Origin of the sequence: Aquimarina pacifica, assembly GCF_000520955.1 — a bacterium.
Taxonomy (GTDB): Bacteria; Bacteroidota; Bacteroidia; order Flavobacteriales; family Flavobacteriaceae; genus Aquimarina; species Aquimarina pacifica.
Genome location: NZ_JACC01000013.1, coordinates 94042 through 117015, shown reverse-complemented (window position 1 = coordinate 117015; position 22974 = coordinate 94042). Strand labels below are relative to the sequence as shown.

At 33.3% G+C, this 22974-nt stretch carries 21 protein-coding genes; 11 read left to right on the top strand and 10 right to left on the bottom strand.

All coding sequences use genetic code 11. The features are described 5' to 3' along the window. The first annotated feature begins 39 nt into the window (after window positions 1–39). Both DZ60_RS0109445 and DZ60_RS0109440 read left to right on the top strand, forming a co-directional pair. Complete coding sequence (locus DZ60_RS0109445; protein ID WP_025741843.1) at window positions 40–945, top strand: FecR family protein; 906 nt, start codon at window positions 40–42, stop codon at window positions 943–945. Then, entirely contained in the window at window positions 942–3461 is a 2520-nt protein-coding gene (locus tag DZ60_RS0109440; RefSeq protein ID WP_051477617.1) for a TonB-dependent receptor, read from the top strand. The genes DZ60_RS0109445 and DZ60_RS0109440 overlap by 4 nt, the downstream gene beginning before the upstream one ends. On the opposite strand, the gene DZ60_RS0109435 is transcribed toward DZ60_RS0109440, so the two are convergent. Next, window positions 3458–3925, bottom strand: coding sequence for a GNAT family N-acetyltransferase (locus DZ60_RS0109435; protein WP_025741841.1), 468 nt, complete (start codon window positions 3923–3925; stop codon window positions 3458–3460). The two genes, DZ60_RS0109440 and DZ60_RS0109435, sit on opposite strands and share 4 nt — an antisense overlap. Before the next feature lie 151 nt (window positions 3926–4076). After that, on the bottom strand, window positions 4077–5861 hold the full coding sequence (gene argS / locus DZ60_RS0109430; RefSeq protein WP_025741840.1) for an arginine--tRNA ligase: 1785 nt from the start codon (window positions 5859–5861) through the stop codon (window positions 4077–4079). Between the two features lie 223 nt (window positions 5862–6084). Here argS and DZ60_RS0109425 point away from each other — a divergent pair, with 223 nt between their 5' ends. Next, window positions 6085–7506 (top strand): SDR family oxidoreductase, encoded by a 1422-nt coding sequence (locus DZ60_RS0109425; RefSeq protein WP_025741839.1) that lies wholly within the window; start codon window positions 6085–6087, stop codon window positions 7504–7506. Between the two features lie 77 nt (window positions 7507–7583). Continuing rightward, window positions 7584–8204 (top strand): chromophore lyase CpcT/CpeT, encoded by a 621-nt coding sequence (locus tag DZ60_RS0109420; protein ID WP_025741838.1) that lies wholly within the window; start codon window positions 7584–7586, stop codon window positions 8202–8204. Between the two features lie 14 nt (window positions 8205–8218). Here DZ60_RS0109420 and DZ60_RS0109415 read toward each other — a convergent pair whose 3' ends face one another. The 4 genes from DZ60_RS0109415 to rho all read right to left on the bottom strand — a co-directional run bounded on the left by DZ60_RS0109415 (window position 8219) and on the right by rho (window position 12680). Beyond that, a complete protein-coding gene (locus DZ60_RS0109415; protein WP_025741837.1) occupies window positions 8219–8629 on the bottom strand; it encodes an RrF2 family transcriptional regulator in 411 nt (136 codons plus the stop codon). A gap of 77 nt (window positions 8630–8706) precedes the next feature. After that, window positions 8707–9660 carry a citrulline utilization hydrolase CtlX gene (gene ctlX, locus DZ60_RS0109410; RefSeq protein WP_034229301.1) on the bottom strand — a complete coding sequence of 318 codons (954 nt, stop codon included), beginning with the start codon at window positions 9658–9660 and terminating at the stop codon, window positions 8707–8709. A gap of 167 nt (window positions 9661–9827) precedes the next feature. Next, window positions 9828–10757, bottom strand: a complete 930-nt coding sequence (locus DZ60_RS0109405) for a dimethylarginine dimethylaminohydrolase family protein (protein ID WP_034229254.1) — start codon at window positions 10755–10757, stop codon at window positions 9828–9830. Window positions 10758–10976: 219 nt separating this feature from the next. Next, window positions 10977–12680: a transcription termination factor Rho gene (gene rho / locus DZ60_RS0109400; protein ID WP_025741834.1), complete on the bottom strand. Its 1704-nt coding sequence runs from the start codon at window positions 12678–12680 to the stop codon at window positions 10977–10979. A 197-nt stretch (window positions 12681–12877) separates the two neighbouring features. On the opposite strand from rho, the gene DZ60_RS0109395 reads away from it, so the two are divergent. Next, window positions 12878–13288: a DUF4293 domain-containing protein gene (locus tag DZ60_RS0109395; RefSeq protein WP_025741833.1), complete on the top strand. Its 411-nt coding sequence runs from the start codon at window positions 12878–12880 to the stop codon at window positions 13286–13288. Window positions 13289–13377: 89 nt separating this feature from the next. Here the strand turns inward: DZ60_RS0109395 and DZ60_RS0109390 are convergent, their stop codons facing one another. Beyond that, a complete protein-coding gene (locus DZ60_RS0109390) occupies window positions 13378–13872 on the bottom strand; it encodes a metallophosphoesterase family protein (RefSeq protein WP_025741832.1) in 495 nt (164 codons plus the stop codon). A gap of 183 nt (window positions 13873–14055) precedes the next feature. Here DZ60_RS0109390 and truA point away from each other — a divergent pair, with 183 nt between their 5' ends. Both truA and DZ60_RS0109380 read left to right on the top strand, forming a co-directional pair. After that, window positions 14056–14802 (top strand): tRNA pseudouridine(38-40) synthase TruA, encoded by a 747-nt coding sequence (truA, locus tag DZ60_RS0109385; protein WP_025741831.1) that lies wholly within the window; start codon window positions 14056–14058, stop codon window positions 14800–14802. Next, window positions 14803–16566: an ABC transporter ATP-binding protein gene (locus DZ60_RS0109380; RefSeq protein ID WP_025741830.1), complete on the top strand. Its 1764-nt coding sequence runs from the start codon at window positions 14803–14805 to the stop codon at window positions 16564–16566. A 15-nt stretch (window positions 16567–16581) separates the two neighbouring features. On the opposite strand, the gene DZ60_RS0109375 is transcribed toward DZ60_RS0109380, so the two are convergent. From DZ60_RS0109375 to folP, 3 genes are all read right to left on the bottom strand, one after another. Next, window positions 16582–17364: a DUF3667 domain-containing protein gene (locus DZ60_RS0109375; protein ID WP_025741829.1), complete on the bottom strand. Its 783-nt coding sequence runs from the start codon at window positions 17362–17364 to the stop codon at window positions 16582–16584. Continuing rightward, window positions 17364–18140, bottom strand: a complete 777-nt coding sequence (gene cdaA, locus DZ60_RS0109370) for a diadenylate cyclase CdaA (protein WP_025741828.1) — start codon at window positions 18138–18140, stop codon at window positions 17364–17366. Before cdaA ends, DZ60_RS0109375 begins: the two co-directional genes overlap by 1 nt. Before the next feature lie 154 nt (window positions 18141–18294). Beyond that, window positions 18295–19119, bottom strand: coding sequence for a dihydropteroate synthase (folP, locus tag DZ60_RS0109365; RefSeq protein WP_025741827.1), 825 nt, complete (start codon window positions 19117–19119; stop codon window positions 18295–18297). Between the two features lie 94 nt (window positions 19120–19213). Between folP and DZ60_RS0109360 the strand changes: the two genes are divergently transcribed. The 4 genes from DZ60_RS0109360 to tpiA all read left to right on the top strand — a co-directional run bounded on the left by DZ60_RS0109360 (window position 19214) and on the right by tpiA (window position 22973). After that, window positions 19214–19768, top strand: a complete 555-nt coding sequence (locus tag DZ60_RS0109360; protein ID WP_025741826.1) for a DUF1599 domain-containing protein — start codon at window positions 19214–19216, stop codon at window positions 19766–19768. A 163-nt stretch (window positions 19769–19931) separates the two neighbouring features. Continuing rightward, complete coding sequence (locus tag DZ60_RS0109355) at window positions 19932–21026, top strand: BT_3928 family protein (RefSeq protein WP_025741825.1); 1095 nt, start codon at window positions 19932–19934, stop codon at window positions 21024–21026. A 45-nt stretch (window positions 21027–21071) separates the two neighbouring features. After that, window positions 21072–22145 carry an ABC transporter permease gene (locus DZ60_RS0109350; protein ID WP_025741824.1) on the top strand — a complete coding sequence of 358 codons (1074 nt, stop codon included), beginning with the start codon at window positions 21072–21074 and terminating at the stop codon, window positions 22143–22145. A 75-nt stretch (window positions 22146–22220) separates the two neighbouring features. Further along, entirely contained in the window at window positions 22221–22973 is a 753-nt protein-coding gene (tpiA, locus tag DZ60_RS0109345) for a triose-phosphate isomerase (RefSeq protein WP_025741823.1), read from the top strand. The last annotated feature ends 1 nt before the right edge of the window (window position 22974 follow it).

Here is a 22974-nt window from a genome sequence, read left to right as displayed (position 1 = left end):
CGTAGAAAAAAGTTTAGATTACTTCTTATAAATTTTGTTATGAAGGAGAAAAAAATAATAGATAAGTGGCTGAATCATGAAGAATTAACAAAAGATGAATCAGAAACATTTAAGAAGCTAGAAGCGTACGATTCGTATATGAAAATTTCGAATACGGCAAAAAAAATCAATGTTCCTTCGTATGATGTTAACTCAGAATTGACAGGTTTATTCGATACATTGTCTGAGCGTAAAAAACATTCGGGGAGCACGAGAGTTCTTGTTAATTTGTTAAAAATTGCTGCCATATTTGTGATAGCCTTTGTGGCTTATTTCTCAATTTTTTATACGTCTAATACTACTATTAAAACTTTGGCATCTCAGAAGATTTCTATAGAGTTGCCTGATCACTCAGATGTTCTTATTAACGCGCAATCTTCATTATCGTATTCTAAAAAAGACTGGAAAAATAACCGAAAAATCAACCTAAGTGGTGAAGCTTATTTTAAAGTTGCTAAAGGTGAAAAATTTGATGTGCATACATCTTTGGGAGTAGTTTCTGTGTTGGGTACAGAGTTTAACGTTAATCAAAGAGACAATTTTTTTGAAGTAGTTTGTTATGAGGGGCTCGTACAGGTTAGTTACGAAGGTGTAGAAACAGATTTACCAGCAGGAACTAAGTTACGAATCTTAAACGGGAAGGTGCTTAAGGGTAGTGTTACTAGTGAACAACCAGATTGGTCTGAGAATAGGAGTACATTTGTAAGCATGCCGTATAGATTTGTTTTAGATGAATTTGAAAGACAATATGATGTGACCATCTTCGGCAAAAATATAGATAAGACTACACTTTTTACAGGTAATTTTGTACATTCGGATATCAAAATGGCACTACAATCCATTGTAATTCCTATGCATTTGAATTATAATATTGATGGAGACCGTATAACCTTGTTTAAGGAGTGATTAAAAAAAAAGTTACAGCCTTTTTTCTTATTTTTTTTCTTCCTCTTCTTTTGATATACTCGCAGTCAAAAGAGGAAAGTGTTCCCCTTTCTGTAATCATAGCAGAAATCGAACAAAAGTTTGGCTGTAGTTTTTCATATCGCGATATTGATATTGAAGAGATAGTTCTAAACAGACCAAAAGACTCCTATAATTTAAAAGAAGCTGTAGCGTACTTAGAAAAAAGTACTCATCTTAATTGGTTTTTTTTGAATGAATCTACTATTGCTGTAAGTCAGCATAAAAATATTCAGGTTTGTGGAATTTTGAAATCTATTGTGAGTAATAAGATTATTGCCAATGCTACTGTTCAATCAGAGAATGATGCGGTTATAAGTAATGAAAAAGGAGAGTTTTCGATTCAGGTAAATGATCTTGACTCTTCTTTAAAAATTAGATGTGTTGGGTATGCTACTTTACAAATTAATATAAAAGATCTTTTTAAGAGAATTCCTTGTAAAACAATTGTGTTAACACCCGAAATTCAAAATTTAAACGAAGTACTGCTTAGGAATTATTTGGTAAAAGGAATAGATAAAAAATCAGACGGTTCTATCTATATTGATTTTGATGATTTCGGAATACTTCCTGGGTTATTAGAGCCAGATTTATTACAAACTATTCAGGCATTACCTGGTGTTTCTAGTGTAGAAGAAACTGTGGCTGATATTAATGTTAGGGGAGGGACAAATGATCAAAACCTAATATTATGGGATGGTATTAAAATGTATCAATCTAGTCACTTTTTTGGATTAATTTCTGCATTTAACCCTTATTTTACGCAGCATGTAACTTTATTTAAAAATGGTACGAATGCTCGTTTTGGAGAAGGGGTGTCGAGTGTGATCTCAATGAATACAAGTGATGAGCTTGTAGAAAAATCAAATACTAGTGCAGGTATCAATATGATTAGTTCTGATGCGTATATCGATACGCGATTGGGAGATAAATCATCACTACAATTATCTGTAAGGAAATCAATTAATGACATATTCGAAACACCTACTTATAAAAAGTATTTTGAAAAAGCCTTTCAGGACTCAGAAATAGTGAATAGTAACGAAAACATGTTTATTACGAATGATAATTTTTCTTTTTATGATGCAAGTGCGAGATGGTTATATCAGATAACTCCAAAAGATCTTGTCAAGGTAAATGCTTTATTGATTAGAAACGATCTTGATTTTAAGGAAAATGTAATGTTTGACCAACAAAATGTTGAAAGAGAGAGCGCACTAGCACAAAATAATAATGCTGCTAGCATAAAGTATTATAGAAAATGGAATGATGTTTTTGATAGTGATCTATTAATATATGGTACTCGATATCTATTAGAAGCAATCAATTCTGATATCATTAATGATCAACGGTTATTACAAGAAAATGAGGTGTTAGAAGGTGGGATAATGCTAAACACCTCGTACCAATTAAATCCGTTTCTAAAATTAGAATCAGGATATCAATTTACAGAAACAGGAGTTACAAACCTTAGGGATGTTAACAACCCTATATTCAGAGAGAGGGTTAAAGAGGTTTTGAGAGTACATAGTGTTTTTTCTGAAGGGAGTTATGTATCTAGATATGACAAAGCATATCTTAGACTAGGATTACGTCTCAATTATTTTGATAAGTTTTCTTCTATTCGTGTTGAGCCTCGTTTTAGTTTTAATTATAAACTAAATAGTCGTTTTACAATAGAAGTTCTTGGAGAATTGAAAAGTCAAACAACATCGCAGATCATAGAATCACAAAATGATTTTTTGGGCATCGAAAACAAGAAGTGGGTTCTGTCTAATGACATAGATATCCCAATTATTAAAAGTCAACAAGTCTCAACAGGAATTACGTATAATCACAGAAATTGGTTTATGAGTGCGGAGCTCTATTTTAAAAATGTAAATGGGATTATTATACAGAGTCAAGGCTTTCAAAATCAACTAGAATTCGAATCTGGACATGGTAGTTATGATGTAAGAGGGGGTGATTTTTTAATAAACAAAAGAAATAAAGATGTAAGTGCATGGTTAAGTTATTCTTATGCCGATAACATCTATTCTTTTGATAATTTAGCTAAGCCTAATTTTCCGAATACCATAGATATAAGGCATACGCTAAATTTGGGGATTTCATATACTATAAAAGATGTGAAATTTTCAAGCGGAATTAACTGGCATAGTGGTACTCCTACTACAAAACCGATTTTTGATGATCCAATAAGCTCTGATAATACGATTAATTATCAACATCCGAATAGTGATGTGTTAAGTAATTATTTCCGTTGGGATAGCTCGATAACCTATACCTTTCGTTTATCAAAGAAGATAAATGGATTTTTTGGTGTTTCTGTCTGGAATATTTTAAACAAGGAAAATGTGGTCAATAATTACTACCGTATTAATTCTGAAAATATGGTTCAAGAAATAAAACAGCTAGGTCTTAGTCTGACGCCTAATGCTGTATTTAGGGTTAATTTTTAAATGTTCTTAACACCGCTATAACTTACTATTTCTTGACCCCCAACAACTTTTGTTTCGTTTTTGATGATTTTGAAACCTCTTTTTTCAAAAAAGGCCCGTGTTAAGATATTTATTTGAGTAGTTAGGGTAGGTATATTTGCTTTTTTTGCAACAGATTCAAGGCTTTCATATAAGTTCGTGGCAATGCCTTGTCCGTGATAATTCATATGTACAAATACATAGTCAATAGTACCTTTTTGATCCATAGAAAAAGAACCTACAATCTCTCCGTTTAATTTTGCATTGTATATGAAATCTTTTTTAAACTTGTTGATCCAATATACCTTATTAGTAGCGAGTCTTGAGTAGAATTTGATTTCAGATTTTGTGAAAATAGCAGAGCCATACGATGTCACCGTTTGGTAAAATAAACGTTGCATTAATGGTAAGTCCATTTCAGTTGCTCTGGAAATTTCTAAATTCATATATTGAAAAGTAAAAGGATATGCCTAAAATATAAATTGTTTGCGAAACATCACAGAAAAGTACTACAAAAAGATTGAAAAAAGGTAGTTAATTAAACTTGTTTTTTGGTAGTTGGTCTTTTTTAAACCAACTACCAAAAACAAATATCTTTTACATTCGTTCTGGGACATTAATCCCTAACAGACTAAATGCTGACTTAATAGTTTTGCCTACAACTTGAGATAGTTGAATTCTAAATATTTTTTCTAGGTCAGAATCTGCCCCATAAATTGATACATTCTGAAAGAAAGAATTATAACTTTTTACCAAATCATAGGTGTAATTAGCAATAATTGCAGGACTGAGATCATTTGCTGCATTTTGTATAATATCGGGATAAAGCTCTAATTGTTTAATTAGATCTTTTTCTTTTGGGTGCAAATTGATAGCGTCATCTGTAATTGAAGTTGTTAAATCAACATCAGATTTCCTTAAAATGGCCTGGATTCGAGCATAGGTATACTGTATAAACGGACCTGTATTTCCTTGAAAGTCTACAGACTCTTCAGGGTTAAAAAGAATTCGTTTTTTGGGATCTACTTTTAGAATAAAATATTTTAGAGCTCCAAGGCCAATTGTATGGTATACTTGCTGTTTTTCTTCATTCGTATATCCTTCTAACTTACCAAGTTCTTGAGAGATATCCCCAGCTGTTTTAGTCATTTCCTCAATAAGTTCATCTGCATCTACAACTGTGCCTTCTCTGCTTTTCATTTTCCCACTGGGTAGGTCAACCATTCCGTAACTTAAGTGATGTAGATTTTGCGCCCAATCGTATCCTAATTTTTTGAGTATTAAGAAAAGTACTTTAAAGTGGTAATCCTGTTCATTACCTACCGTATATATCATGCCGCCAACATTGGGTTTGTCTTTAACTCGCTGTATGGCTGTTCCAATATCCTGAGTCATATACACTGCGGTACCGTCACTACGAAGAACTAGTTTTTCATCAAGTCCATCAGATGTAAGATCGCACCAAACAGATCCATCCTCTTTTTTGTAGAATACACCTTTTGCCAGGCCTTCTTCAATATTATCTTTACCTAATAAGTAAGTATTACTTTCGTAATAATAACTGTCAAAATCAACACCAAGTGTTTTGTAGGTTTTATCAAAACCATCATATACCCATTGGTTCATCATTTTCCATAGTGCCACAACTTCTTCATCTCCCGCTTCCCATTTGCGCAGCATTTCTTGAGCTTCAATCAATAAAGGGGCTTCTTTTTTTGCCTCATCCTCGGTTTTACCTTGTGATATTAAATCGGAAATCTGCTCTTTGTATATCTGGTCGAATTTCACATAATAATTACCAACTAATTTATCCCCCTTGAGGTTTGTTGATTCTGGAGTTTCTTGGTTGCCATACTTTTGCCAAGCTACCATAGATTTACATATATGAATCCCTCGATCATTAATGATTTGAGTCTTATATACTTTTTTACCGCTAGCTTTAATGATTTCAGCAACCGAATATCCCAGTAGATTATTTCTAATATGTCCTAGATGTAGTGGTTTATTTGTGTTAGGAGATGAATACTCTACCATTACAGCTTTGTCCTCTTCAGAAGGAAGGGAAGTACCAAATTTTTCGTCGTCTTTTATTTCCGAAAAAAACTGTAAGAAATAAGAGTCTGAAATGACTAGGTTAAGGAATCCTTTGACAACATTAAAACTGATTATTTCTTTTACATTATCTACTACATATTTACCAACAGCTTCTCCTATTTGCACTGGGTTTCCTTTTACTACCCTCAGCATGGGAAAGACAACCACAGTAATATCTCCCTCAAATTCTTTGCGTGTTGACTGTAGCTCTACAGAATCCAGAGTAGCGTCATACAACTTTTGTATTGCCTCTTTTACTTTTTCTGAAAGGTTCTGTTGTAAATTCATGTTCTAAAAAATTAAGCAGCAAAGATAATAGAAATTACAGAGTTGGTATTCCTGTTTTGGCATCATTTCAGTATATTGTAAATAAAAAATAGTAGCTCACTTGCAAGTGAGTAAAATATCGTGACTACTAAGTTATAAAGCTACGGCTAAGTATTCTTCTTTTTTATTGAACCGATATGTTTAGTAACTGCTATAAATTTTTGATTATCTAAAACTTGTGATAATGAAGATACTTCTTACTGGAACGAATGGATATATAGGAATGCGATTATTACCGTTATTAATAAATGCTGGACATGAAGTAATATGCTGTGTAAGAGATGAAAAAAGGCTTTCTGTAGATAAAGAAACAAGAAGTAGGATTACGGTTATAGAGATAGATTTTTTGGCACAACCTAATTTAGATCTAATACCAAAAGATATAGATGCTGCTTATTATTTGATTCATTCTATGAGCTCATCGACTACTGATTTTGATAAAAAGGAAGAAATAGCTGCTCATAATTTTAATGTATATCTGCAGGAAACACAGGTGCAACAGGTTATCTATCTAAGTGGTATTGTAAACGAAAAAAATCTTTCTAAGCATTTATGGTCTCGAAAAAATGTAGAGGAAACTTTATATAAAGGAAGTTATAATCTTACGGTGCTTAGATCCGGAGTTATTGTTGGTTCTGGGAGCTCTTCTTTTGAGATTATTCGAGATCTTTGCGAAAAACTGCCTATTATGGTGACCCCGAAATGGGTAAATACAAAGACACAACCCATAGCGATTCGGGATGTACTTACGTTCATGACTGGGGTGTTAGGAAATACAAATTGTTACAATGAATCTTACGATATTAGTGGTCCGGATATTCTTACTTACAAGGAGATGCTTAGTCTATATGCCAAGGTAAGAGAGATTAAATTATATATAATTACATTGCCAATTATGACACCAAAGTTATCGTCATATTGGTTGTATTTTGTAACATCAACCTCGTATAAACTAGCGTTAAATTTGGTAGATAGTATGAGCATACCGGTGATTGCAAAGGATGTTCGGCTTCAGGAAATGTTAGGGATAAGACCTATGAACTATGTTAAATCACTTGAACTGGCATTTATAAAAATTGAGCAAAATCAAGTGGTCTCTAGCTGGAAAGATTCAATGGTTAGTGGACGATTTAAACAAGATATTCAAAAATATGTCACAGTACCAAAGCGTGGGTGTTTTAAGGATCAAAAAAAGATAAGGGTTGTAAATCCTGAGAATGCTATTAACCGTATATGGGCTATAGGTGGAGATGCAGGTTGGTACTACGGTAATTGGTTATGGAAAATTAGAGGATATTTTGATAAGTTTTTTGGCGGAGTAGGCTTGAGACGGGGAAGAACACATCCGAATGAAATTTTTTCGGGAGATGCTTTAGATTTTTGGAGAGTATTAGTGGCAGACAAGAATAACAAGCGTTTGTTGCTTTTTGCAGAAATGCGTGTGCCGGGAGAGGCTTGGCTCGAATTTGATATCGATGAAAACAATGTATTACATCAAACGGCTACTTTTAGGCCAAGAGGTATTTGGGGGAGGTTATATTGGTATGCTATGGTTCCTTTTCATTATTTTATTTTTGGAGGGATGATTAAAAAAATTGCTATATAAAAAGAGTTTTTACTAGGATAAAACGTTAGGTTTTATCGGCGAATTACATTTTTTTAGTATATTTGATAAAAAATGGGATGCTTAAACTTTTACGAATTGTTTTAGTTTTTCTGCTTCTTTCGGCTTGTTCTTCTCCGCATGTAAAAGATCCTGAATTACATGAATTGGTATCTTTAATGGTAGGTGAATTTTCTAATGAGAAACAGTCGAAAATAGATACGGGGTTTGCACATTTGAAATTGAAAAATACTAGAATTTGGAAAGATAAGCCGTCGTATTGGGTATATTCTGAGCTATCAGAAGCAGAAAACGAGGAGAGTGTTCAGAGTCAAAGAATTATTAATTACCAGAGACTAGACTCACTAACATTTACAAGTACAAATTATACGATCCCAGATGCGAAAAAATATTTGGGAAGTTTTTATGATACAAAAGCTTTTGATACGCTAGATATAGATTTGCTAGAAACGAGAGAAGGGTGTGTTGTGTATTTCAAAAAAAAGACCTCTACTATATATTTTGGGAAAACTGATAATCATTCATGCTCAAGTCGCATAGATTATATTGATTATATTAAAAGTAACTTTGTCGTAAGTAAAGACAATATCTCGGTTTGGATTCGAGGATACAACCGTAAAGGGAAACAGGTTTTGGGAAAAATTAATGGTCCGTATAAATATAAGAGAATAATCGAATAATAGAAGGATGATTTTTAATCAATAAAATCTGATAGCGTTTTATTTTCTAGCACCTTTAATGTATTGTCTCTAACTTCTATCATAATGCTATGTACAGCGCACTGACCTTCATCAGGGCAGTCATCACATTTTTCATAAAAATTAAGACTGACACAAGGTACCATTGCAATGGGGCCTTCTAAAACTCTCATAACCGACGCCATGGTAATGTTTTCTGGATCTTTGATAAGATAGTATCCTCCTCCTTTGCCTTTTTTTGAACCTAGAAACCCTGTTTTTTTTAAAGTTAACAATATACTCTCCAAAAATTTTTGCGATATATTTTCTTGATCTGCAATCTCAGATATTAATACAGGATGTTCACACTTTTTTCGTGCAATATAGGTAAGTGCCTTTAAGCCATATTTAGTTTTTTTTGAAAGCATATGGTATAAATTTCATGTTATAATGAAATCTGGTTTTTTATATTATTACAGAAATAATTCTCATTTCTTGGTAGTTCTTAACCTAATTTCTTCGGAAGAAATACCTCTGCCATCATACAACGAGCACTACCTCCTCCTAACATTTCAATAGTACTTAATTCACTATGTAGGATAGTGCAATGCGACTCTATTTTGTGTATCTGTTCCTTTGATAAGCTATTAAATGCTGCTGATGACATCACAAGATAACGCTTATCTCCCAAACCTACAACCTGAAGCATGTTGCCAGCAAAATTATTAACTTGCTGCTCGGTAATTGTAATAATTTCTTTGGCATCATTTTTTAAATGACTAATGATATTTTTGCGTTCTTTTTTATCATCGATACATTCTAGACAAATGATAGCAAAAGTCTCGCCGATACTCATCATTACATTGGTGTGATATATTGGCAAGCGTTTGTTGTTGACGGTTTGATTGGCGTTAAAAATAACTGGTGTATACTCAAAATCTTCACAAAATTCTATCAATAAGTCTTCATGAGCTCGTGGTGATAATGCGCAGTACGCTTTTCTGTTTGTTCGATCAAGAACTAAACTACCTGTACCTTCAAGAAAGAGTTCTTCGTCTTCTGCAGTTGTATAGTCAACAATATTGTTTATTTCGAAACCTGAAGCTTCTATTTTGTCAAGTACTTCGGGCCTTCTTTCTTTACGTCTATTTTTTGCAAACATAGGGTAAAGTCCTATATCTCCATTTTCATGAAAGGATACCCAGTTGTTCGGAAAAATAGAATCAGGAGTGTCATTTTTGGGATCGTCAGCAATTACAATCACCTGTATGCCTACTTCTTTTAAGGTGTTAACAAATTGATCGAATTCTTGTTGTGCTTTTTCGTTTACATTTAGGACGTTATCAATATTTTTTTGGTAATAATTATTTACTGCAGTTTGCTCATTCATCCTAAATTGTATAGGGCGAATCATTATAATTGTATTGGTTACTTGACGATTTTGAATGCTTGATGTCATAATATTATTATTTAGATTCATTTTCAGTTTTTTAAGTTGAAATAAATCATAATTTGTATGCTATTTGCAAATGTTTTTTTAGATCTTTTTTAATTTTTCTTAAAAAATATACATTTCCATAGCACTTAGAAAAAAAATACCACTCTTGATTTTACAAAGTATTAGGATTAATTTGAGTCTCGTATTAGTGGTATTGTTGAGCAACGTAATAACCCTTCTTGTTTTGCAATTTCTGCATAAGGTACTTCTTCAACTGTAATGTTAAGGCTTCTAAGCCAGTTGTTTAGTCTAGAGAAATTCTTTTCAGAAATTACAATATCTTCAGAAATAGAAAAAATATTAGAATTCATATGATACATCTCATCCCGGTTAATATGAAAAAGGTTGTCTTTTCCGAAAAGGGAAACCAGGAATTGGTAATCATCAGGATTTCTAAAGCCCTCTTTATGAATAATGGCCTTGTTTTTTCCTACAGGTTGAAAACAACAATCTAAGTGCAAAGCATTATCCTTTGGGTCTAACATTGATTTGTTAAGGTCAAACTCTTTTATGGTCTTATTCGGAAATAGAGATTTTATATATTCTACACCATTCAGATTTGTTCGCGCAACGATACATTCTGAGTAATCTTTTCCTTTATATGTCCCTATGAATATATGATCATTATGAATCATTATATCTCCTCCCTCAAAATGAATATCCTTTGATGATGCTCTTTGGATTTTGTCAGGAGCTATTTTATCAATTACATGTTGAATAGCGCTGATTTCTTTTTCTCTATGAGGTAAGATATTAGATGTTATAAATTGGTCTTCTATGACCAAGGCGATATCTCTAGCGAAGATCTGATTGTAATTTTCTATTACTTTAGGACGATATACGCGTACGTTATATTTTTCAAAAACCTTGGCTACGGCATCCATTTCGCCTATCATATCGGATTCTATAGGGTAGGTTCCTGCTTTTATGTGTTCAATCGACTTTGGGTCGTAGGCATCTTCAATTTTGGGCATAGGCCCCACGCTTGATGCCGTACCTAGAATTACGGCTCTCAGCCTTGATGTTTCGTTTTGTATGTTTAGTTGCAAAAGTTGTATGTGTTTAAGTGTAAATAATTTGTTAGTTTGAGTAGTTAAGCAAATATATAAATAGGCAATTTCTGAAAAACATTTTTACTCAAAAATTATTAACTCTTTAACGGTATTTTTATGTAAAACGGGTAGTCGATTACTTTTGCAAAAAACAAATAACAATAAAAAAGGCGTCGAATTTCTTCGAACGCCTTTTTTTATAAAGTATATGATTTTTTTACTTCGTTATCCGTTCATTGAGATAAGAAATTCATCATTATTTTTAGTCTGCTTGAAGCGTTGGTTAATAAATTCCATAGCTTCTACAGGGTTCATGTCGGCTAGATATTTACGCATAATCCACATACGTTGGATTGTCGTGTCATCTAATAAGATATCATCACGACGTGTACTACTGGATATCAAGTCTATTGCAGGGAATATACGTTTGTTTGCAATTCTTCGATCCAATTGCAGCTCCATATTACCAGTTCCTTTAAATTCTTCGAATATTACTTCGTCCATTTTAGATCCTGTATCTGTCAAAGCAGTTGCAATAATGGATAAAGATCCACCATTCTCTATATTACGTGCCGCTCCGAAGAATCGTTTTGGTTTGTGTAATGCGTTTGCATCAACTCCTCCACTTAATATTTTACCACTTGCTGGTTGTACAGTATTATATGCTCTGGCTAATCTTGTTATCGAATCCAACAGGATGACAACATCATGACCGCACTCTACTAATCTTTTTGCTTTTTCTAATACAATGTTAGCGACTTTAACGTGTTCATTTGCTTCTTTGTCAAATGTTGAAGCGATTACTTCTCCTTTTACGTTACGCTGCATGTCTGTAACTTCTTCAGGTCTTTCATCTATAAGAAGAATCATTTGGTATACTTCAGGATGATTTGCAGCAATTGCATTGGCTACATCCTTTAGTAACATGGTTTTACCTGTTTTTGGTTGCGATACGATCATACCACGTTGTCCTTTTCCTATAGGTGCAAAAAGATCCATAATTCGTGTAGAAATGGTACTTTGTCGTTCTGCTAACTTAAACTTTTCCTGCGGGAATAATGGAGTTAAATGTTCAAAAGAAACTCTGTCACGAACAACCTGAGGGTCCATTCCGTTGATTTTATTGACCTTGATAAGAGGGAAATATTTTTCTCCTTCTTTAGGGGGCCTTACTTGTCCTAAGACAGTATCACCGGTTTTTAATCCAAAAAGTCTTATCTGTGATTGAGAAACATAAATGTCATCAGGAGAAGAAAGGTAATTATAATCACTAGATCTTAGAAACCCGTACCCATCTTGCATAATATCTAATACACCTTCGCTCTCGATAATAGCTTCAAACTCAAAATCAGGTTCTTTGTAGCGATTTCTATTATCTCTATTCCCGTTTTCTTTTTTGTTGTTATTATTGCGGTTTTTATTTTGAGAGGTTTTGTCGTTGCCTCTGTTTCTATTGTCCTTTTTATCCTCGTTATTATTTTGCGGATGTTTTTTTGTGTCGGTGTTCTCGTTGTTTTTTGCTTTGGGACCAGAGTTTTTTGGGTTTTGCGTATGAGATTCTACTTTATTTTCTCTGGGAGCTTTTTGTTGTTGAGGTGCCTTGTTTTGTTGCGCAGGTTTGTTTTGTGTCGGTTTATTTTGCGGCGGAGCTGTATTTTCTTTATTCGCCGTTGCATTTTCTGCATTTTCAGGTTTACGAGCACGAGGTCTGCGAGGTCGAGTTTCTTTTGGTTTTTCAGTTTCTGTTTTCTCAGTGGTTGTGTTCGCAGTGCTCTTTGCAACAGCACTAGGGTTTGTGGCTTGATGGTCAAGTATTTGATAAACCAAATCAAGTTTTTTTAAGGTACGATATTTTGGTACGCTAAGATTTTTTGCAATTTCTTGCAATTCAGGAAGCTTTTTTGCTTTTAGTTCAGAAATTTCTAACATTTAAATTTGTTATATAATTTACGTTTAGGTATAAATTTTCAAAAGAAGAATTCTAGGAAAATTATGTTATGAGGATAAGTAACCTCAGTTGAGAGGATTACAGATTTGTGATGCAAGTATACAACTTTATTTTTAATTTTTTACACATATTTATAAAAAGAAACTCTTATTTTTGCGTTTCAATAAGAAAAATTGGGATGTTACAAAGAATTCAAACTGTCTATCTTTTATTAGCTGCTCTAGCCTCGGGTGTACTTTTTATTTATTTTCCGTATGCATTTACGCAAAATAATGATGCACTTTATGTTAGAGACGAGGTTTTTCTTTTGGCATTATTTATAGGGTCTGCAATCTTATCTTTGGTGTCCATTTTTTTATTTAAAAATAGAAAGCTTCAATTTGTATTGGGGCGTATCAATATCTTATTAAACTTTATTTTACTAGGAGTATTTGTTTATTGGTCACTAACGATATCTGGAGAAACTCAAGTTTCTGAGAAAGGTATTGGGATGATCATCCCTATTATTTCTATCGTTTTAGTTGTAATGGCCAATAAGGCTATTAAAAAGGATGAAAATCTTGTAAAATCTGTTGATCGATTACGATAAACCTAAAATCTTAGTAGTATTAGTGCGTTAAAAACCCGGAGTTGGCAAACTCCGGGTTTTTTATTTGTTAAAAAAGTAATGAATTAGGACTACTTTTTTCCTAATTCAATAACTTCAAGATTATCTATAGAACCATTATTTACTTCAAATCTAAGCATTGTTCTAACTTTATGAAACCCATGTTTTCCTGCAGCACCTGGATTCATATGTAAAACACCATTTTTTTTATCAGGAATAACTTTGAGAATATGAGAATGACCGCAAATAAATAGTTTTGGAGGATTCGATTTAATCTCATCTCTAGTATTGTTATTATATTTTGGAGGGTATCCCCCAATGTGCGTTATCCATACAGAAACATCTTCGATCGTAAATCTTTGGTTCAAAGGAAAAGTCGCCCTTATTTTATGATTATCGATATTACCATATACTGCGCGCAATGGCTTTATTGATGCTATAGAGTCAGTAACTTTTAGGTCACCAATATCTCCTGCATGCCAGACTTCGTCGGCCTCTGATACATAGTGTAAAATACGATCATCAACATAACTATGTGTATCACTAAGTAGAAGTATTTTTTTCAAAATTAGATAAATAAATGAATTGTAAAATGAGAAAGAAATGGCGTATAAGCGATCACTTAAATTCTGTTTTAAAGCGTATATTTGTGCTTAATTTTGAAACAAAAATAAGATATTACTTTCAATTTGTGTGCTAAAAAATAGTTGAAAGGAATGGCTTTTTTTTAATCGGATGATCAATAGAAAATGAGGTATTTTTTAGAGCTTTCTTACAATGGAACACCATATCATGGTTGGCAACGTCAGCCGAATGCAATTTCTGTTCAGGAAGTTTTAGAACAGGCCTTGTCTACATTGTTAAGAGAGGGAATTAGTATTGTAGGGGCCGGAAGAACAGATGCAGGTGTACATGCAAAACAAATAATGGCTCATTTTGATACTAAAAATAAATTAGAAGAGGAACGTTTTAAATATAAATTAAATGCCATATTGCCAAGAGAGATTGCTGTAAATAGGGTTGTTGAAGTGCAAGACGATGCTCATGCTCGTTTTGATGCAGTAAGTAGGTCATATGAGTATTATGTTACGATGATAAAAGACCCTTTTAGCCTTGATTCTTGCTATTATGTAAAAAAAGTATTGGACGTCGGGCTCATGAATGAAGCTGCTAAATTACTGTTAAACTATACTAATTTTAAATGTTTTAGTAAGTCGAAAACCGATGTAAAAACGTATAATTGTACTATTACAGAGGCATTGTGGGTCGTTAATGACAACCATTTAGTATTTAAAATTTCGGCAAATAGGTTTTTGAGAAATATGGTAAGAGCAATTGTTGGGACTCTTATTGAGATAGGAGAACGTAAAATAACAAAAGAAGATTTGATTCGTATTATTAAAAGTGAAGATCGAGGACAGGCTGGATATTCTGTCCCTGCGCATGGATTATACTTAACCTCTGTTCAATATCCTACTAATATATACCGTAAATAGATGGCAGATAAAAATGGTAAGGCTTTTGACTTTAAGTTGTTTAGACGATTAATTACGCATACCAATCCTTATCGGATGACTTTTTATTTTGTAGCTTTTGCAGCTATACTATTGTCAATATTTGCTGTGCTTAGGCCTTTTCTATTACAGCAAACTATAGATAAAACTATTATTCCTAGAGATAATGAGCTTTTGGTTTTCTTCGTTAGTGCGATGCTTGTTGTATTGTTACTAGAAGTGATTTCTCAATTTTTGTTTATTTATTTTGCCAATTGGTTAGGGCAGGAGGTTATTCGAGATATACGGGTTCAGCTCTTTGAGCATATGCTTGGATTTAAAAAACAGTATTATGACAAATCCGCGGTAGGGCGTTTAGTTACGCGAGCGGTGAGTGATATAGAGACTATAGCAAGTATTTTTAGTCAGGGATTATTCATGATAATCAGTGATTTACTCAAAATGTCTGTGATTTTAGGATACATGCTATACCAGAGTTGGCAACTTACTTTATTGGTTTTACTGGTATTGCCATTGATTGTCTATGCTACGCGAATTTTTCAGCAAAAGATGAAAACTGCGTTTGAAGAAGTAAGAACTCAGGTTTCTAATCTGAATTCTTTTGTTCAAGAGCGAATTACGGGAATGAAAATTGTGCAGCTTTTTACAAGAGAGAAAATAGAGTATGATAATTTTAGAGCTATCAATGAAAAACATAAGAAAGGTTGGATAAAAACAGTTTGGTACAATTCTATTTTTTTCCCCATTGCAGAAATGTCTAGTTCTGTAACTATTGGTTTAATTGTATGGTTCGGTGGGCTCAAAGCAGCTCAGGGAGATGTCATAACATTAGGTGTGGTTATTGCTTTTGTAGAGTTGGTGCAAATGCTTTTTAGACCATTGCGACAGATTGCAGATAAATTTAATTCACTGCAAATGGGGATGGTAGCTGCAAATCGTGTTTTTGCCATTCTGGATACAGAGTCTAAAATTGAAAATGATGGAAAGCTACTTCTAGAGAATGTAAAAGGTAGGATCACCTTTGAAGATGTTCGATTTAGTTACGTAGCGTCTGAGGAGGTTTTAAAAGGAATTTCGTTCAATGTTAATGCAGGTCAGACTGTTGCTATTGTTGGGGCTACAGGAGCCGGAAAATCAACAATCATTAATCTTCTTAATAGATTTTATGAAATTGATAGTGGAGTTATTTCTATTGATAACACCAATATTCAAGACATTGAATTGACAAGTTTGCGAAGAAATATAGCAGTTGTGTTACAAGATGTATTTCTATTTGCAGATACAATATTAAATAATATTACTCTTAATAACGCTTCTATAACCGAGGAGCAAGTACAGCTTGCAGCTAAGGAAATAGGAATTCATGATTTTATAATGACATTGCCTAATGGGTATCAGTACAATGTAAAAGAAAGAGGGGCAATGCTCTCATCTGGCCAGCGCCAGTTAATATCTTTTTTGCGAGCCTATGTCACCGAACCAAGTATTCTGGTATTAGATGAAGCTACTTCATCTATTGATTCGTATAGTGAACAATTAATTCAGGATGCTACTGATAAAATAACCGAGGGTAGGACATCTATTGTGATTGCACATCGATTAGCAACTATCAAGAATGCCGATAAAATTATTGTTATGAATCAAGGTGAGATTGTAGAGCAAGGTACTCATAACGAACTTCTCGAGATTGAATCGGGGTACTATAGAAATTTATACGAGGTGCAATTTGCTACGGTTATCGAATAAATATAATTCGATTTTTTAGGATACGGCAGGTACAGAAATAATACCTGTTTTAATTAAGACTACAATACCACAAACTATTAAAATAAATACAAAGAAAACTATTAGTAGGCACAGCAAGGCTTTAAGAACAATTCTCTTTACACTGATGTCATAAATTCGCTTTAGAACGTAGGAAATATATAGTATGTATATAGGAAATGATACTAAAATAGAAATATAAATATTATCTGTAATAAATGCTAAAGGCATCAATAAAAAAGAAGTGGACATTACAATATGCGAATACGCATAAAGATAAATTACAAAATGTTCTGTTAGATTGTACTTTTTGAAATTGATGAAAACAAGTCGCGATATTAGTGCTAACAATGGGATAATAAGAATGCTTATTAAGGATTGGTATTGATAGCTAAAATCTGTACTGGCTTGTGAGAATGATAATTGTTCTTCTGATGTAGAATTCAAAGCTATTAACTCTAGCATTCTACCTTTCATAATGAAGGAGTAAAATCCAGTTATCGTAACGGATATAGCAAAATATCCGAAAGCATTAATGTATCGTTTTCTTAACCCATTGATATATCCTTTTATGACCTCTTCGGGTTTAGTGAATAGGTGTAAAAATGTTTTTAAAAACGAGTTGTCAAGATTCAAAAACCGATTGGTAAATTCTAATATAAGATATGAAAAGGTAATTCGGTTTGTAATTTTTTTTGCACCGCATTTTGGACAAAAAATATAATTTTCTATGTTTTGTTTGCAATTTTTACAACTAGTAACAACAATCGGTTTATTCATTAAACTAAATCTCTTTTTATTTTCTCAATAAGTTCTTCTTCTGTTTTAAAAATAACAAACTCTCCATTTTTGATATAAGAAATCCTGCCAGTTTCCTCACTTACTACCAATGCCAGGGAGTCTGTTTTTTCTGTAATCCCTACTGCAGCACGATGTCTTAACCCAAAGCGCAGGGGCATTGTATTCTCATTAGACACAGGGAGAATAGCTCTTGTGGCAACAATATGGTTATCTTCTATAATCATAGCACCATCATGTAAAGGGCTATTTTTATAAAAAACACTTTCTAATATGGGGGTGTTCAGGACAATATCCATACTATCTCCGGTAGTTTTTACAAAATCCAGAGACGTATTTCTTTTAATAACAATAAGTGCCCCAGTATAGGTTTTTGACATATTCATACATGCATCTATAATAGCTTTTACATTCGTAGTACTATCCTCTGGTGTGTCTCTTATAAATTTTAATTGCTTCAGAAACTTACGTCGTCTCCCAAAATTAGTAGAACCTAACATTAAAAGGAATTTTCGTATTTCTTGTTGAAAAACAACAATAAGTGCAAACATCCCAACGCCAATAAATTCTCCCAAAACACTACTTAACATTTCCATAGCAAGAAATTGAGTAAGTTTCCAGACTAGGTAAATAATAACAATTCCGATAAAAATATTAATTGCTGCTGTCCCTTTTACTAACTTATATATATAGTATAGAAGAAAAGCGACAAGAACGATATCAAGAATATCTAATATTCTAAGGTTAATTAAATCCAAATGTTTTTGTGTTTATGTAAAAATAGAAAAATTAGCCAAACTAAGATTTGAAAAGCTACATAATACCGTTTCTTGTATAAAATTACTGTATAATGTTGTTTATTTAGCCCCGATATAGTATTGTGCATAAGTCACTATACCACATAATTAGTTGTTAGTTACAAGCTGCGGCAACCAGCGTAACACATTCTACAGCTTCCTTAACATCATGAACCCTTAGAATTGAAGCTCCGTTTAATAAAGCAATTGTATTTAGACATGTAGTGCCATTTAGTGCTTTTGATGGCGAAGTATCTAATGTTTTATAGATCATAGATTTTCTTGAAACTCCTGCCAAAACAGGTAGGTTGTGAAATTTTAATAAGGATAGTTTTTTGAGTAATTCAAAATTTTGCAGTGTGTTTTTTGCGAAACCAAATCCGGGGTCTATAATAATATCATTGATTCCAGCTTTTCTTGCTTCGGCAATTTTTTCAGCAAAATAGATATTTAACTCATGCGTAATATTGTCATATTGATCAAGAGATTTCATAGTTTTTGGTGTTCCTCTCATATGCATCATGATATAAGGTACTTTGAGTTTTCCCATCATTGTGATCATAGTATTGTCTAGGCTACCTGCAGATATATCGTTTATCAATGAAGCGCCAGCTTCAATACAAACTTGGGCAATCTCGCTTCTAAAGGTATCAATAGAAATTAGGATTTCGGGAAACTCATTACATACCAGTGTAACGATTGGGAGTATTCTTTTTTTTTCCTCCTGAGATGTGATATGGTCTGCGCCGGGCCGTGATGAGTATGCACCTATATCAATAAAAGTTGCTCCTTCTAAGAGCATTTTTTCAGTCTTTTTAAGGATTTCAGTTTCATTTTTATAGGTTCCTCCATCATAGAATGAGTCTGGAGTCAGATTAAGAATACCCATTACTTTTGGGGTAGATAGATCAATAAGAGAACCTTTGCAATTGATTGTCATTTTTGAGATTTCGTGTATTTTTATTTCTAAACTTGAGGTATCATTTTTTTAATTCCCATATTAAAGCGAAATTTACGCAAAATTGAACAGTTTTATGCAAGATACGACTACACAATACGATTCGATAATTACAATATGCAGGGATCTATTTGTTAAAAAGATGAAAGATTATGGTAGTGCTTGGCGTATATTACGACTACCGTCACTAACAGATCAAATTTTTATCAAGGCGCAGCGCATACGTGGTTTACAGGAGAATGAAGAGCGCAAAGTAGATGAGGGAGAGGTTTCTGAGTTTATAGGGATTATTAATTACAGCATAATGGCCCTAATACAACTCGAGAAAGGTGTAGCAGAGCAACCCGATCTGTCTCTTCAAGAAGCAGCAGATTTATATGATAAACATATAGGGATTACCAAAGAATTAATGATGAATAAGAATCATGATTATGGAGAGGCATGGCGTGACATGAGAGTAAGTTCGCTTACAGATCTTATTCTTCAGAAATTATTGCGCGTCAAGCAAATTGAAGATAATAAAGGAAAAACACTAGTAAGTGAAGGGATTGATGCTAATTATCAGGATATGATTAATTATGCGGTGTTTGCAATGATTCATTTGGAGCAAGCAGAAGAATCAAACCCATAAAATACTGTTAAATTTTAAAGAATAAGATGGTATCCTATTTATATTGTCCATGATAATACGCTTCATAAACCATGTCTGAAAAAATAGCATAAGGTAGTTTTTGAAGGTATAGATACATATAAGTGATTACTGTCTTGGGGGATTTTAAAAAATAAAAAAGCAAATGAAAATATTAGTTACTTTTTCAAGAATCGTGGTAGCAGCACTTTTCTTGTTTTCTGGATTTATAAAATTGAACGATCCTCTAGGATTTTCTTATAAGCTTCAGGAGTATTTCGGAGAAGGAGTACTTAATTTAGAATTTCTAATTCCATTTGCCTTATTGATAGCCGTTTTCTTGGTGATTTTTGAAGTAGTATTGGGTATTACCTTGATTTTAGGATACTTGCCCAAATTTACGGTTTGGTCTTTGTTGCTAATGATACTATTCTTCACTTTTTTAACTTTTTATTCTGCTTATTTTAATAAAGTTACAGATTGTGGTTGTTTTGGAGATGCACTTCCGCTTACACCTTGGGAATCGTTTTCAAAAGATGTGATTCTTCTCATACTCATATTGATCCTATTTGTCGGAAGAAAATTTATAATACCAATCCAACCCATATCCATGCATAAATGGGCTGTTTTTGGTGTTTTTACAGCTTGTCTTGGTTTTGCATATTATGTCTTAATGCACTTGCCCGTTTTTGATTTTAGAGCTTACAAAGAGGGAGTTAATATTACAGAGGGAATGAAAGTCCCAGAAGGGGCTCCCAAAGCCGAGTTTGCATATCATTGGAAATTTGATGTTGATGGTGTCGAAAAAATTGTAACTACCAGTGGTGATTATCCAAATGTAGAAGGAACTTTTGTTTCTGTTGATACCGAAACTCTTAAAGAGGGATATGAACCGCCAATTCATGATTTTGCAATTGAGAAAGAAGGAGAAGATTATACAGATGAGTTTCTTAAAAAGGAAAAATTAATAATTATTGTTGCGTATAATTTATCTAAAAGTGAATCAGAAGGTTTTATAGCTGTTAAAGAAGCAACAGAGAAAGCATTGGCGCAAGGATATACCGTAATCGGATTAACTGCGTCGGGTATAAAAGATAGTTCTCATGTGAAATCGCAATACGATCTTAGTTTTTCTTTTTACAATACAGATGAAACAGCACTTAAAACAATTTTACGCTCTAATCCAGGGATTGTAAAAGTAAAGTATGGCACAATTGTTCAGAAATTACATTGGAATGATGCAGAAAAATTGTCTTTATAGCCGTTTTGTTATTAAACAAAACGCAAACACAAAGAATTAGGTACAATGGGGTATTATCTTATCACTAAATTAGGTTACGCTTTGCTTACTCTGTTAGGTGTAACTACGGTGATTTTTTTATTATTTACAATTCTTCCTGGGGACCCGGCACAAATGATGCTTGGACAAAATGAATCTGAAGAACAATTGCAAACAATACGAAAGAAGTATGGTTTTGATCAATCGCGTACAACACAGTATTTGTTTTATATCAACGACCTTTCTCCTATCTCGATTCATAGTAGTCATCCTGATGATTTCTCGCATTATACACCGAAGAAATATAAGGGTGTGATACTTTTTACTACCGAAAATAGAGTAATTGTTTTTAAGTACCCGTACCTAAGAGAGTCCTTTCAAAAAAATGGAAAGAAGGTAAGTTCGGTGATCAAAGAAACATTACCAAATACAGCTATTCTAGCTATTTTTGCTATTTGCATTGCCATGTTACTAGGAGTAGCATTAGGTATTGTAAGTGCATTGACCAAGGATCAATGGTCAGATAAGTTAATCCAACTTATAAGTACTTTGGGAATGAGTGTTCCTTCATTTTTTAGCGCTATTATTTTTGCATGGTTGTTTGGTTATATTTTGCAAGAGTATACAGGTCTTAATATGACAGGTAGCTTGTATGAAGTTGATGATTTTGGAGAAGGAAGTTATATACAATGGAAAAATCTAATCTTACCATCAATTGTTTTAGGAATACGTCCTTTGGGAGTGGTTACGCAATTAATGCGTAATTCGTTACTAGAAGTAATTAATCAGGATTATATTAGAACCGCAAAAGCAAAAGGACTTTCTATGATTCAGATTATTAGAAGGCATGCACTAAAAAATTCGTTAAATCCAGTAGTAACTGCGATTTCTGGATGGTTTGCGTCCATGTTGGCAGGAGCTGTATTTGTAGAATATATTTTTGGATGGAATGGATTGGGTAAAGAAATTGTGGATGCATTAAATACTCAGGACCTTCCTATAATTATGGGAGCCGTTCTAGTTATCGCAACAATGTTTATACTTATTAATATTGTTGTAGATGTACTTTACGGATGGCTGGATCCTAGAATTAGAGTTTAGAAAAAAGGTGCATTAAGACCAAAAAAAAAAAAAGGCTGTGCGAATATAAATATAGGACCTAATAAAATTAAATCAATGAGAAAAAATATTGTTGCCGGTAATTGGAAAATGAATAAAGACCTATTAGAAACAAAGGAATTGCTTTTGGGGTTAAAAGATAAACTATCTTCTTTTTCAAATGTAGAAATAATTGTAGCTCCAACATTTACAAATTTATATATGGCTACAGAAGAATTAAAACAATCAGAAATCCAGGTGGCTGCACAAAATATGCATCAGACAAAAAGTGGAGCGTATACAGGTGAGATATCAGCAGGAATGCTCAAAAGTATTGGAGTCGAAACTGTAATACTAGGTCATAGTGAGAGAAGAGCTCATTTTGGAGAGACTGATGAGTTATTAGCTTCTAAAGTAAATACAGCCTTACAAAATGATATGACAGTAATATTTTGTTTCGGAGAAGAGTTACAAGATCGTAAAGAGAATGCTCATTTTGCGGTTGTAGAAAATCAGCTTAAGAAGGGGCTTTTTCATATCGATGAAGTAAATTGGAAGAATGTAATTCTTGCGTATGAACCCGTTTGGGCTATAGGAACGGGTGAAACAGCATCACCAGAACAAGCTCAAGAAATGCATGCATTTATTCGTAAAACAATTGCTCAAGCTTTTGGAGGAACTATTGCTGATGAGGTATCTATTTTATATGGAGGCAGTGTAAAACCAGGAAATGCTCAAGAGATTTTTGCTAAATCTGATGTAGATGGAGGTTTAATAGGAGGAGCATCATTAGATGCAGAAAGTTTTGCAGCAATCGCAAATGCTATTTAAA